A 12,668-nucleotide genomic window follows, 5' to 3' on the forward strand; every position below is an offset into this window, starting at 1 on the left:
GTTTGGTGCATTGGGGAAGAGCCCCAACCCAGGACCCGCTCATCCTGAGCTTGTCGAAGGATGCTGGCGCGACAGCTGCTCATTCCGCCGCTTCCTGCTCGGGCGCGGACATGCCGAAGTCTTCCGGCCAATGCTTCAGCGCGGAGAGCACCGGGTATGGCGTGAAGCCGCCCAGCGCGCAGAGGGAGCCGAACTTCATCGTCTCGCACAAGTCTTCGAGCAGGGTGACGTCTTCCGCCAGCGTGCGCGGGGCCTTGCGGGCGTTGTGCATCTGGGGAAGCGTTTCGACCTTGTCCGCCTGACGGCCGGAGCGGACGCGGATGCGGTCGATCAGTTCGACGCCGCGGGTGCTGCCGATGCGGCAAGGGGTGCACTTGCCGCACGATTCGGCGGCGCAGAAGCTCATGGCGAAGCGGGCCTGCGCGCTCATGTCCGCCGTCTCGTCGAACACGGTGAGACCGGCGTGGCCGATGAGGCCATCGGCAGCAGCGAAGGCTTCGTAATCGAACGGCAGGTGGAAATCGGCAGGCGGGTGATAGGCGCCGAGCGGCCCGCCAACCTGCACCGCGCGGACCGGGCGGCCCGAAGCGGTGCCGCCGCCGATCTCGTTCACCAGTTCGCCGAGCGTAACGCCGAAGCCGACTTCGAAGAGACCGCCGTGCTTGACGTTGCCCGCCAGCTGGATCGGCATCGTGCCGCGCGAACGGCCGAAGCCGACTTCGGCATAGGCAGCGCCGCCATGGGCGAGGATCCACGGCACGGCGGCCAGGGTCAGCACGTTGTTGACCACGGTGGGCTTGCCGAACAGGCCTTCAAGCGCCGGGAGCGGCGGCTTGGCGCGCACTTCGCCGCGCTTGCCTTCGAGGCTGTTGAGCAGCGAGGTTTCCTCGCCGCAGACATAGGCGCCCGCGCCGACGCGGACCTCGACTTCGAACGGGGCGACGTGTGGGACGGCGAGCGCGATGGCCGCCTGCAGCTTGGCAATGGCGTGCGGGTATTCGCTGCGGACGTAGATATAGCCCTTGCCTGCGCCGACGGCGTGGCCGGCAATCGCCATACCCTCGATCAGCATGAAGGGATCGCCTTCCATCACCATGCGATCAGCGAAGGTGGCGCTGTCGCCCTCGTCGGCGTTGCAGACGATATACTTGATGGGGCCAGCCGCCTTGGCGACGGTGGTCCACTTGATGCCCGCCGGGAAACCCGCACCGCCGCGGCCGCGCAGGCCGGACTGGGTGACTTCGGCGACGGTGGGCTCGGGGCCGAGTTCGCGCGCACGCTTGAGGCCGGCCCAGCCGCCGGTCGCGGCATAGTCTTCGAGGCTGAGGGGCCGCGTCTTGCCGGCGCGGGCGAAGGTGAAGCGCTGCTGGCGGGCGATGAAGGGGTGCTCGGCGACCACGCCGATGGCCTTGTCGCTGGTGCCCGCGAGGACGGCGGCGACGTCCTCGGGTGAGAGAGGGCCGAAGCCCTGCCCCTCGATCTCGGCGAGCGGTTCGAGCCAGTGCATGCCCCAGCTGGAGACGCGCTCCACCCTGCAGCCTGCGGCGGCGAAGGCGGCGGCGACGGCATTGGCCCCGCAAGCAAGCGCGGCGGCATCGTCAGAGATACGGACCGTGATCATGCCAGGCTCTCCACCAGCGCGCCGAGGCGGGCGGCATCGAGCCGGCCGTGGACTTCGTGGCCGATCATGGCGGCAGGGCCGACGCTGCACAGGCCGAGGCAGTAGACCGTTTCGACCGCGACGCGGGGGTTATCGGGCAGCGCGGCGACCATGGCTTCGACACCGCGCGCCTGGCAGCTTTCGGCGCGGCAAAGCTTGAGCACGGGACGGGCCTCCGGCTCATCGCGGAAATCGTGGTAGAAGCTGACGACGCCGTGAACTTCCGCGCGGGTGAGGTTCAGCGCGTGGGCGATGCGGCGCACCGCGTCTTCCGAAACATGGCCGAACGCGGCCTGCACATCGTGCAGGATCGGCAGCAGCGCGCCCTCGCGGCCGGCGTGGCCTGCAAGGATGGCATCGAGCTCGTCGTGGTCTGTCATGCGCCAATGCCATGGGAATTCAGCGGCTCAGGTCAAATTGAATTGCCTGATGGTTGATAGGATTTTCCTATCAAATGGGCGCTTGGAGCCCCGCCGGTTCGAGCGCGCGGGCGGCCGCGAGCGCGGCGCGCGCCATGGGTCCGAGCGGATCACGATTGACCACGACGAGCCCTACCCGGCGGGCATCCTCCGGCTCGTCAAAGGGCAGGAAGCGCGCCCATTCGACGCCCGCCATCAGCCGCGCATAGCCATCGGGCACGATCGTGGCGAAGGCGCCCGAGTGGACCAGGGCGAACAAGGCGAAATGGCTATCCGCCGTGGCGCGCGGGCTGACGGCAAGGCCGCGCACGGCGAGACGTTCATCGAGGATGCGGCGATATTGCATGCCCTGGTGGAGCAGGCAGAGGTTCTGCGCGCAGGCCTCGGTCCAGGTGATCGCATCATGCTGATCGAACCCGCTGCCGCGGGCCGCGAGGAACACGTAGCGCTCCGCATAGAGCGGAACGACAAGGACATTCGCGGGTGGTTCGTGATCGAGGTAGGTGATCCCGGCATCGACTTCGAAGGCATGGAGCCCATGCTCGATCGCGCGCGAGGTGGCTGAACGGACCGAGAGCGTGATTCCCGGGTTCTGCGCCAGCAGCGCCTCACCCAGAAGGCCGATGAGCGGGAGTGCGGCGGGGATTGCGGCGAGCCCGAACTCCCCTCGCAGCGGCGCGGCGGTGGCCGCCACCGCGCTCGCCATGCCGCTTACCGCGCCAAGGATCTGCTCGGCCCAGGGCAGCATCGCTTGTCCGTAGGGGGTCAGGCCGATGAAGCGGCGGTCGCGCTCGACCAGGCGGCGGCCAAACTCGTCTTCCAGCGCGACAAGGCCGGCCGAAAGTGTAGGCTGCGATATGCCGCAGATGGCCGCCGCCTTGGCGAAATGTTGCTCACGCGCGAGCGTGACGAAATAGCGCAAATGGCGCAGCTGCATCGGACGGCCATCCCTTGTGAGAGGAAAGGCCTATCACAAATTGCAGGAAACGTCAGTCCGCAGGCTTGGCCATGTATTCCTGATACCACTTCACGAAGGCAGCAACTCCGTCCTTTACAGTGGTGGCAGGCTTGTAGCCCAGATCGCGTTCGAGATCGGAGACATCGGCGAACGTATCCGGCACGTCGCCCGCCTGCAGCGGCAGGAGGTTGCGGATGGCCTTCTTGCCGAGCGCTTCTTCGAGCGCCTCGATATATTCGGTGAGCTTGACCGGGCTGTTGTTGCCGATGTTGTAGATCCGGTAGGGCGCGTTGCTCGTGGCGGGATCGGGGCGGAACGCATCCCAATCCGGGTTCGGCTGGGCCGGACTGTCACAGGCGCGGATCACGCCCTCGACGATATCGGTGACGAAGGTGAAATCGCGCGTGTGGTTGCCGTAGTTGAACACATCGATGGGCTTGCCCGCGATGATGTTCTTGGCGAACAGGAACAGCGCCATGTCCGGCCGGCCCCACGGCCCATAGACGGTGAAGAAGCGCAGGCCGGTGGTCGGCAGGCGGTAGAGATGGCTGTAGCTGTGTGCCATCAGCTCGTTCGCCTTCTTCGTGGCGGCATAGAACTGCAGCGGGTGATCGACGCCGACATGCTCGCTGAACGGCATGGTCTGGTTGGCGCCGTAGACGCTGCTGGTCGAGGCATAGACCAGATGCTCGACCCCGCCGTGGCGGCAGGCTTCGAGGATATTGGTGAAGCCGACGATGTTGCTTTCAACGTAGGCGTGCGGGTTTTCGAGCGAGTAGCGCACCCCGGCCTGGGCTGCGAGGTTGATTACCCGGCGGATGTCGTTCTCGGCAAAGGCCTGATCGACCACCGCACGGTCCGCGAGATTGCCGCGCACGAAGGTATACTTCGCATTGGTGCGGCGCGCGGTCTCGTCCAGAATGGCAAGGCGCGCTTCCTTGATCGCGGGATCATAGTAATCGTTGACGACATCGAGCCCGACAACATCATCCCCGCGCTCGAGCAGGGTCTTGGCAGTGTGAAAGCCGATGAAGCCGGCATTGCCGGTCACGAGGATTGCCATCTGTTTCTCCGGCGCCTTAAGTCTCAGCGATTGCTGACATTCGTCTCGCGGCTCGCCGTAGTCTGACTCAGTTACAGCCGCAAGTCGCGCGATTTGGCCTTTTCGCGCCTAGAGGCTCCAGTAGCGGATGTCCTCGCGCAGGCTTTGCGGCGCGACGGCCGACTTCACGTCGATGAGGATGCCGCCCGGGGCGATCATGGCCTGGATCGCATCGATCCCCATCGCCGCGTAGTGATCGTGAGACACCGCGTAGATCAGCAGATCGACTTCCGAGAAGGCCTCGATCGGCGCAAGGTCGATCGCGAGTTCGTGGCGCGTTGCATCGTGGTTGGCCATCGGATCATGAACCAGCGGCGTGATCCCGAATTCGCACAGTTCGCGGTAGATATCCTCGACTTTCGAATTGCGGATGTCCGGCACGTTTTCCTTGAACGTCAGCCCGAGAATGCCGACGCGGGCGTCCTTCAGGGCGCGGCCTGCAACCGCCAGCATCTTTACCGCGCGCTGGGCGATATAGCTGCCCATGCTATCGTTGATGCGGCGGCCGGAAAGGATCACTTCGGGATGATAGCCCAGCTGCTCCGCCTTGGCGGTGAGGTAGTAGGGATCGACGCCGATGCAGTGCCCGCCGACAAGGCCGGGGTAGAACTTGAGGAAGTTCCACTTGGTGCCAGCCGCGGCCAGCACTTCCTTGGTGCGGATGCCGACAAGATCGCAGATCTTCGAAATCTCGTTCATCAGCGCGATGTTGATATCGCGCTGGGTGTTCTCGATGACTTTCGCGGCCTCCGCGACCTTGATCGAGGACGCGCGGTGGATGCCGGCGTGGATGATCGAACCATAGAGTTCGGCCAGCGTATCGAGCGCTTCATCGTCCTGCCCGGCGACGACCTTGACGATGGCTTCCAGCGGATGCGCCTTGTCACCGGGATTGATGCGTTCAGGGCTGTAGCCGAGCTTGAAGCCGACACCGCTCTTGAGACCGGAGGCCGCTTCGATGATGGGCGCGCAGACTTCCTCGGTGGCGCCGGGATAGACGGTGCTTTCGAAGACGATGATCGTGCCCGGGGCAATGATGCTGCCGATCCTGGCGCAGGAAGCCGTGATGTTCGAGAAATCGGGGCGGCAGCTTTCGTCGACCGGGGTCGGCAAAGTCACGATGATGATATTGCAGCCGCCGAGGTCCTCGACCGATGACGTGATGGTCAGCGTGGAGGCCTCGAGCTCTTCGGGCGAGATTTCGTTGGTGTAGTCATGCCCGGCACGCAGCGTGGAGACGCGCGTCTCGCTCACGTCGAAACCGATCACCTCATGCTTGCGGGCGAACGAGACAGCGAGCGGCAGGCCGACGTAGCCAAGTCCTACGATGCCGATTTTGCCGAAATGCTTCATCTTCAAAAACCTGCCTCATGCGCTTGGCCATCCGGGCTGGGGCCTGTCCGCTCACCCGGAACCGTTTCGGCGCGCTGCTAACCGCGCCAGCACTCCCATATCGGATATTTGCGAATACGGACTTAACCGCGGCAGAGCAGACAAGGCTCCGATGCGGCAGGGACGCCACGGTTTCCGTTCGTGAAACGAGCCGAAGCATTTCGGGGAAGGCAGGGCCGCGCAGTTCGGCTAGGGACAACTATCTGATTCTCATTGCCGACAAAGCCTACGGAGTGCCTGATGACCCACGCTGCGACCATCCCTGCACGCGACGCCCAAGTTGCGAACAGCACCGAAGGACTTTCCCGGGATGACGTCCGCACCGACTGGAGCCGGGCTGAGATCGCCGCATTGTTCGACCTGCCGTTCACCGAGTTGCTGTTTCGCGCCGCCGAAGTGCATCGGCGCCATCACCGGCCGGATGAAGTCCAGCTGTGCACGCTGCTTTCGATCAAGACCGGCGGCTGCCCGGAAGATTGCGGCTATTGCTCGCAATCGGTCAAGGCGGACAGCGGGGTCGAGGCGACCAAGCTGATGGAAGTGCAGGCGGTGCTCCAATCCGCTGCGCAGGCGCGCGATGCCGGATCGAAGCGCTTCTGCATGGGCGCGGCCTGGCGCAACCCCAAGGACCGCGACATGCCCGCGATCATCGCGATGGTGCAGGGCGTGCGCGCGATGGGCATGGAAACCTGCATGACGCTCGGCATGCTGAGCGAGGCGCAAGCAGCACAGCTCGCTGAGGCGGGGCTCGATTACTACAACCACAACATCGACACCTCGCCCGAACGCTATGGCGAGATCATCACCACGCGCAGCTTTGACGAGCGGATCGACACGCTGGCACAGGTCCGCAGGGCGGGGATCAATGTCTGCTCGGGCGGGATCGTCGGCATGGGCGAAACGCGCGGCGACCGGGTGGGCTTCATCCATGCGCTGGCGACGCTGGAGCGCCATCCCGAAAGCGTGCCGGTAAATGCGCTGGTGCCGATCAAGGGCACAGTGCTGGGCGACATGCTGGCCGATACCCCGCTCGCCAAGATCGACGATATCGAATTCGTGCGCACGGTGGCGGCGGCGCGGATCACCATGCCGCGTTCGATGGTGCGGCTTTCGGCGGGGCGCGAATCGATGTCGGAAGCCACGCAGGCGCTGTGCTTCCTGGCGGGTGCCAACTCGATCTTCACCGGCGACCGCCTGCTGACCGCGGCCAATGCCGGTGACGATGCCGATGCGGCGCTGTTTGCGCGGCTCGGCCTGAAGCCGATGGAGGCGGAAGAGCCCATGCGCGCCGACAAGAAGTGCGCGGACAGGGCTTCGGCCTGCGGGCAATAGGCGGGGCAAGATGATCGCGGCAATCGATGCGTGGGAAGCGCAGCGCGCGGATCTCGAAAGCCTCGCGGCGCGCGGTCGCGGTCGCAGCCTGATCGGGCGGCACGGACGGGACTTTTCCTCGAACGACTACCTCGCCATGGCGCGCGCGCCGCGGCTGGCCCGCGCTGTGGAGCAAGCCATCGCGCGGGGCGTGCCGATCGGTTCGGGCGGATCGCGCCTGCTACGCGGCAACGATCCCGAGCATGAGGCGCTCGAGGCGGAAGCGGCGGAGTTCTTTGGCGCAGAAAGCGCACTGTTTCTCTCGTCGGGCTATGCCGCCAATGTCGCCATGCTGGCGAGCCTGCCGCAGCGCGGCGACCTTGTGGTCCACGATGCGCTGATCCACGCCTCGATGCACGAGGGCCTCGCGCTGACGCGGGCCAGCGCGGCCGAGGCCCGGCACAACGATGTGAACTGCTTCGCAGAAGCGATTGCGGGATGGCGCAGGGCGGGCGGCAAGGGCCGGGTGTGGCTGGCTTTCGAAAGCCTCTATTCGATGGACGGCGACCGGGCGCCGCTGGCGGAACTCGCCCGGCTCGCAGAGCAGCACGAGGCGATCATGCTGATCGACGAAGCGCACGCCACCGGCGTGTTCGGCCCGGACGGACGCGGCCTTGCCGCCGCACTCGACGGGCGCGCGGACACGGTGGTGCTGCGCACCTGCGGCAAGGCGCTGGGGTGCGAGGGCGCGCTGGTCTGCGGGCCGGCGGTGATGCGCGATTTCCTGGTCAACCGGGCGCGCCCGTTCATCTTCTCGACCGCGCCATCGCCGCTTATGGCAGCTGCGGTGCGCGAGGCCTTGCGCATGCTGGCGGATGAGCCCGAGCGGCGGGCCGGACTGATGGCACGCGTGGCCCAGGCCGAGGCCGCGCTGGCGCCGTGGGGCGCGGAGGTGACCGGTACGCAGATCATGCCGCTGGTCCTTGGCGATGAAGTGCGCACCATGGCGGTTGCCGCGCGCCTCCAGGCCGCCGGCTTCGACATTCGCGGCATCCGCCCGCCGACTGTTCCGCCGGGGACAAGCCGGCTGCGGATCTCGCTGACACAAAACATCACGCCGGAAGATATTGACGCACTGGCGGGAGCCTTGGCAGAGGCACTGGCATGAGTGCATTTGTTGTGACCGGAACCGATACCGGCATTGGCAAGACGGTGTTTTCTGCGGCCCTCGCCGGGGCGCTGGATGCGCATTACTGGAAGCCGGTGCAATCCGGCCTCGCTGACGGGGCGGACAAGGACAGCGTGGCGGCGCTTGCCGGGCTGCCTGCGGCGCAGATCCTTCCCGAAGCCTATCGCCTGACCGAACCGCTCTCGCCCCACCGCGCGGCAGAGCTGGACAGCGTGACCATCGACCCCGATCGGCTGATCCTGCCCGAGGCACGGCCACTGGTGGTGGAAGGCGCAGGCGGCGCGCTCGTGCCGCTGACGCGCGATCTGACGTATGCCGATATCTTCGCGCAGTGGGGGCTGCTGACGATCATTGTTGCGCGCACCTCGCTCGGCACGATCAACCACAGCCTGCTGACAATCGAGGCGCTGCGCGCGCGGCGCGTGCCGATCCACGGCGTGGCGTTCGTGGGCGAGGCGAACGAGGACAACGAAGCGACCATCTGCGGCATGGGCCATGTGCGGCGGCTTGGGCGTCTGCCCCTTCTGCCCTCGCTGGCGCCTGAGACTCTGGGCGAAGCGTTTGCACGGGGTTTCACCCTCGAAGACTTCACGTGAGCGGCTCGGCAGTCTGGCACCCGTTCACCCAGCACGGACTGGGCGAGCGTGTTCCGCTGGTGACACACGCCGAGGGCGCGGCGCTTTACACGGCCGACGGTCGGCGGGTGATCGACGCGATTTCCTCGTGGTGGGTGACAACGCATGGCCACTGCCATCCGCGCATTGTCGCAGCGATCCGCGAGCAGGCCGGAGCGCTCGACCAGCTGATCTTTGCCGGCTGGACGCATGCGCCTGCCGAGCGCGTCGCGGCAGGGCTTATCGCGCTGATGCCCGAGGAACTGACGCGGGTGTTCTTCTCGGACAGCGGATCGACCGCGGTCGAAGTCGCGCTGAAGATGGCGCTGGGGTATTGGGCCCACACCGGAAGGCCGCGCGGGCGCATCCTCGTGCTCGAACACAGCTATCACGGCGATACGATCGGCGCGATGTCGGTCGGCGAGCGCGGGGTGTTTAACGCGCCCTACGAACCGCTGCTGTTCGATGTCGGCACCATCCCCTTTCCGGTCGGCGATGGCAGCAACACGCTGGAGGCGCTGGAGGCGGCATGCCGCGAAGGCCCGGCGGCGTTCATTGTCGAGCCGCTGATCCTCGGCGCGGGCGGCATGCTGATGTACCCGCCGGCCCTGCTCGCCGCGATGGCCGAGATCTGCCGCCGCCACGAGGTGCTGCTGATCGCTGACGAAGTGATGACCGGGTGGGGCCGCACCGGCACCCTGCTCGCCTGCGACCAGGCGGGCGTGGTGCCCGATATCCTCTGCCTCGCCAAGGGGATCACCGGCGGCTCAATGCCGCTCGCGGTGACCATGGCGCGCGAGGCGATCTTCATGGCGCACTGGTCGACCGACCGGGCGAAGATGTTCTTCCATTCCTCGAGCTACACCGCCAATCCCATCGCCTGCGCGGCGGCGGTGGCGAATATCGCGATCTGGCAGTCCGAGCCCGTTATGGACCGCCTTGCCGACCTCGGTGCGCGCCAACAGACATTGCTAGACAGGCTGGCGCTACTGCCCGGCGTGGCGGCGGTGCGCCGCTGCGGAACGATTGCCGCGCTCGATCTGGAGGTGCGTGACGGCGGCTATATGTCATCGCTCGCACCGCGCCTGCTCGGCCTGTTCCGCGAGGCCGATGTCCTGCTGCGCCCGCTGGGCAACACGATCTATATCATGCCGCCCTATTGCATCGACGAGACGGATCTCACCAAGATCGGCGATGTGATCGAAATGGCCGTCCGCACCGTCAGGACCTAGCGCTAAGGGAAAACCCCGAGCGTTCGGCGAGACTAGCGCAACACAGAAAAATGGCTGCTTAAGCGAATCCGCTGGGAGCGCGTTAAGGCGCCTCCGGCACATCCTTGACGCGTCCCCCCGCTGGAGAGCGTGCCATGGTTCGCCGTGCTTTGATCGATCCCATCCACCGTGCGCAGAGCCAAGTGCGCCCCGCCTTGCGGATTGCCGTGCTGCTGGCGCTGCTTGCATCCTGCGGGCCGGTGCAGCTCAGGCGGACGGCGGAAATCACTTCGCCGATCGGCACGGCGCAGGCGGCGGGAACCACGGTGAAGAGTGCGCAAGCCGCGCAGTTGCCGCCGATGGTGCTGGGGGTGCAGACGCATTTCAGCCAGGGCTGGCCCGCCTCATCGCTGGCGCTGGCAAAACAGGTGGGCGCGCCGATGCTGCGCGATGCGCTCCCCTGGGCCGAGGCCGAGAAAGTGCGCGGCAGCTACACTCTGGACAGCCCCGCGGCGCAGGCGCTGGGGGCGGCCTGCAGCGCCGGACAGCGCCTGCTGCTGACGGCGATCCCGGCGAACCCGCTTTATGACGGCGGCGGGTGGGTTTCGAGCGCGACGGGCAATGCCGCCTTTGCGAGCTATCTCGCCGCGCTGGCCAGCCGGTTTGGCCCCTGCCTTGCCGCGATCGAGGTGGGTAACGAGATCAACGGCTCAGGCGCGATGGTCTATCCCGCCGGGGTGAACCCGGCCGCCGCCTATGTCACCACGCTGAAAGCGGTGCGCGCGCGGATCGGCGGGCGCGCGGCGATCCTTGGTGGATCGACCAACATGATCGGCACCGGGTTTTTGAAGACGCTGTTTGCGGCGGGAATGCTGGGCGAAGTGGACGGGATCGCGGTGCATCCCTACCGCTCGCGCGCCGAGGGGCTCGATGTGGAAATAGCGCAGCTGAACGCCGCGATGGATACGGCGGGCCGGCGCGTGCCGATCTGGGCAAGCGAGTTCAGCATCGACACCCGCGACCAGCCGAAGGCGGCGGGCGAGCTGATCAAGGAGGCGACCATGCTGGCGGCTGCAGGCGCGGCGCAGGCAAGCTGGTACGCGCTGATCGACCAGCGCTGGTTCCCGAACATGGGGCTCTTTGCAGGCAATACGCCCAAGGCACAGGCGCGCGCGTTCGGGCTGATGCAGCAACTGCTGGCGCGAGGGCGGCCGCAGCGGCTCGATCTTGGCGATCCGCTGCTGTTTGCCTATCGCTTCGGTGCGGATGCCACCGTGATCTGGGGCGCGCCGCGTTCGCTGAAGGTGGATGGCGGCACGGTGAGCGACGCGAGCGGTGCGCCCGCGCCCACCGCGCAAGTGAGCGAGCGGCCGCTGGTGATCACCGGCACCACCGCGATCCGCGTTGGCGCATCCACCTGGATCGCCGATACGCTGATGGGCTGGGGCACGCCGCAATGGCGCTACGGCGTGCGGCTCAAGGCCGATACGAGCTACCGGCTGCAGCTGTTCGACGATCAGTTCACCAGCTACTTCGGCGACCGCTGGTATCGCCCGCTGCGGATCAATGCCACGTCCGCCGCGCCGGGCGGCACCGCGGCCGCGCCGATGCGCGCAGTGTGGCGGCACGTTGCAACGGCAGCCGAAGCGTTCGACGTAGGCGGCTGTTTTGCCAAGGCCGCGGGCGGTGATGGCGTGGACCTGACCATCACGGCCGGGAGCCGGGTGCTGTGGCGCGGGGTGCTGACCGGCCAGTTGCAACTGCCGCCGATCAGCGCCGCACTGGCTCCGGGCGAAGGGCTGGAACTGGTCGCCGGGCCCAACCAGACGGCGGGCAGCGATTCGTTCAATCTGCGGCTGGTGCTGTTCCGGCGCGGTGCGGGCGAGCCGGTCGCCTGCCCTGACTGAGCGTGATCAGGCGAGCGGCGTTGGCGGCGGCGGCAGGCGGCGCGCGGTGAGGATCTTGACCGGCGCTTCCAGCATCTGCCCGCGCATCGAGCCTTCGCCCAGCGTCTGCGAGATCGGCGAATCCCAGATCTTGCGCACCACATCCATGCCTGCGGTGACTTTGCCGAACACGGCATAGCCCGCCTGCGCCTCCGGATCGGCCGACGCGGGGTTCGCATCGAGGCTGGTGAGGTCCGACAGCATGATCGAGAAATCCGCCGTCGCCGTGCCCGGCGCATTGCGCGCCATCGAGATCGCGCCTGCCACATGGCTGAGGCCGGTCTGGCTGGTCGGCTCGTGCGCGATGGGCGGGAACAGGCGGCGCGGATCGCGCAGGCCGCCCTGGAGCAGGCCATTGGGCTGATCGCCCCAGGCCAGATGCATGGCGCGATAGAAGCTGATCCCATCAAACCGGCGCGAATCGACATAGCGGAGGAAGTTCGCGGTGCTGATGGGGGCGTGCGCGCCATCAAGCGCGAGTTCGATCGTGCCGAGTTCGGTCGAGAGCGCGACGCGTTCCACGGGCGCGAGTGGAGGGGGCGGCGGCGGGGGCGGAGCGGCGCCTGCGCGCTTTCGCGGCGCTGCGGCAACCAGCAGCGAGGCAAGCGGAAGCGCGGTGAGGACGAATCGGCGGTTCATCATGGGATCGCATTAACCTTCAAGGCGCGCCGCGAAGCAAGGTTTGCCGCGCCGGACAGGCGGAAATGGCATGAACGCGCCCTCCGGTGCCGCTCGTAACGCGGCTTGGCGCGAATCTAACGGGCTTTCCGCCAGATGGGGCCACCCCACAACGCCACGGTCCGCCAGCCATGCCCGGCTGGCGGGCCACTTGTTCCAGACGCCAAACGGCCGGACGCCGAACGGCC

At 66.9% G+C, this 12,668-nt stretch carries 11 protein-coding genes; 5 read left to right on the plus strand and 6 right to left on the minus strand.

The features are described from left to right. Positions 1-79: 79 nt before the first annotated feature. From ACO056_RS00285 to ACO056_RS00305, 5 genes are all read right to left on the minus strand, one after another. Positions 80-1,621: an NADH-ubiquinone oxidoreductase-F iron-sulfur binding region domain-containing protein gene (locus tag ACO056_RS00285; RefSeq protein WP_421850099.1), complete on the minus strand. Its 1,542-nt coding sequence runs from the start codon at positions 1,619-1,621 to the stop codon at positions 80-82. Continuing rightward, positions 1,618-2,040 carry an NAD(P)H-dependent oxidoreductase subunit E gene (locus ACO056_RS00290; RefSeq protein WP_421850101.1) on the minus strand — a complete coding sequence of 141 codons (423 nt, stop codon included), beginning with the start codon at positions 2,038-2,040 and terminating at the stop codon, positions 1,618-1,620. Before ACO056_RS00290 ends, ACO056_RS00285 begins: the two co-directional genes overlap by 4 nt. 70 nt (positions 2,041-2,110) lie before the next feature. Continuing rightward, positions 2,111-3,016: a LysR family transcriptional regulator gene (locus ACO056_RS00295; protein ID WP_421850104.1), complete on the minus strand. Its 906-nt coding sequence runs from the start codon at positions 3,014-3,016 to the stop codon at positions 2,111-2,113. A 52-nt stretch (positions 3,017-3,068) separates the two neighbouring features. Further along, complete coding sequence (locus ACO056_RS00300; protein WP_421850107.1) at positions 3,069-4,100, minus strand: NAD-dependent epimerase; 1,032 nt, start codon at positions 4,098-4,100, stop codon at positions 3,069-3,071. A gap of 108 nt (positions 4,101-4,208) precedes the next feature. Beyond that, entirely contained in the window at positions 4,209-5,492 is a 1,284-nt protein-coding gene (locus tag ACO056_RS00305; protein ID WP_421855605.1) for a nucleotide sugar dehydrogenase, read from the minus strand. Positions 5,493-5,771: 279 nt separating this feature from the next. Here ACO056_RS00305 and bioB point away from each other — a divergent pair, with 279 nt between their 5' ends. The 5 genes from bioB (at position 5,772) to ACO056_RS00330 (ending at position 11,763) form a co-directional block, all read left to right on the plus strand. Next, positions 5,772-6,863: a biotin synthase BioB gene (gene bioB / locus ACO056_RS00310; RefSeq protein WP_421850110.1), complete on the plus strand. Its 1,092-nt coding sequence runs from the start codon at positions 5,772-5,774 to the stop codon at positions 6,861-6,863. Between the two features lie 10 nt (positions 6,864-6,873). Continuing rightward, complete coding sequence (locus tag ACO056_RS00315) at positions 6,874-8,010, plus strand: 8-amino-7-oxononanoate synthase (protein WP_421850113.1); 1,137 nt, start codon at positions 6,874-6,876, stop codon at positions 8,008-8,010. Further along, the gene (gene bioD, locus ACO056_RS00320; protein WP_421850116.1) at positions 8,007-8,627 is read left to right on the plus strand and encodes a dethiobiotin synthase; all 621 of its coding nucleotides are present in this window, start codon (positions 8,007-8,009) and stop codon (positions 8,625-8,627) included. The genes ACO056_RS00315 and bioD overlap by 4 nt, the downstream gene beginning before the upstream one ends. Further along, positions 8,624-9,877 (plus strand): adenosylmethionine--8-amino-7-oxononanoate transaminase, encoded by a 1,254-nt coding sequence (locus ACO056_RS00325; RefSeq protein WP_421850119.1) that lies wholly within the window; start codon positions 8,624-8,626, stop codon positions 9,875-9,877. The genes bioD and ACO056_RS00325 overlap by 4 nt, the downstream gene beginning before the upstream one ends. Positions 9,878-10,011: 134 nt before the next feature. Beyond that, positions 10,012-11,763 (plus strand): hypothetical protein, encoded by a 1,752-nt coding sequence (locus ACO056_RS00330; protein WP_421850122.1) that lies wholly within the window; start codon positions 10,012-10,014, stop codon positions 11,761-11,763. Positions 11,764-11,769: 6 nt separating this feature from the next. Here ACO056_RS00330 and ACO056_RS00335 read toward each other — a convergent pair whose 3' ends face one another. Continuing rightward, complete coding sequence (locus ACO056_RS00335) at positions 11,770-12,444, minus strand: peptidylprolyl isomerase (protein WP_421850125.1); 675 nt, start codon at positions 12,442-12,444, stop codon at positions 11,770-11,772. Between the last annotated feature and the right edge of the window lie 224 nt (positions 12,445-12,668).

Origin of the sequence: Novosphingobium sp. (genome assembly GCF_965228995.1) — a bacterium.
Taxonomy (GTDB): Bacteria; Pseudomonadota; Alphaproteobacteria; order Sphingomonadales; family Sphingomonadaceae; genus Novosphingobium.

Excerpts from the sequence above, each read along its gene's own strand:
- ACO056_RS00290 (WP_421850101.1), bottom strand. The coding sequence starts at position 2,040 with ATGACAGACCACGACGAGCTCGATGCCATCCTTGCAGGCCACGCCGGC.
- bioD (WP_421850116.1), top strand. The coding sequence starts at position 8,007 with ATGAGTGCATTTGTTGTGACCGGAACCGATACCGGCATTGGCAAGACG.
- ACO056_RS00315 (WP_421850113.1), top strand. The coding sequence starts at position 6,874 with ATGATCGCGGCAATCGATGCGTGGGAAGCGCAGCGCGCGGATCTCGAA.
- ACO056_RS00285 (WP_421850099.1), bottom strand. The coding sequence starts at position 1,621 with ATGATCACGGTCCGTATCTCTGACGATGCCGCCGCGCTTGCTTGCGGG.
- ACO056_RS00295 (WP_421850104.1), bottom strand. The coding sequence starts at position 3,016 with ATGCAGCTGCGCCATTTGCGCTATTTCGTCACGCTCGCGCGTGAGCAA.
- ACO056_RS00300 (WP_421850107.1), bottom strand. The coding sequence starts at position 4,100 with ATGGCAATCCTCGTGACCGGCAATGCCGGCTTCATCGGCTTTCACACT.
- bioB (WP_421850110.1), top strand. The coding sequence starts at position 5,772 with ATGACCCACGCTGCGACCATCCCTGCACGCGACGCCCAAGTTGCGAAC.
- ACO056_RS00335 (WP_421850125.1), bottom strand. The coding sequence starts at position 12,444 with ATGATGAACCGCCGATTCGTCCTCACCGCGCTTCCGCTTGCCTCGCTG.
- ACO056_RS00305 (WP_421855605.1), bottom strand. The coding sequence starts at position 5,492 with ATGAAGCATTTCGGCAAAATCGGCATCGTAGGACTTGGCTACGTCGGC.
- ACO056_RS00330 (WP_421850122.1), top strand. The coding sequence starts at position 10,012 with ATGGTTCGCCGTGCTTTGATCGATCCCATCCACCGTGCGCAGAGCCAA.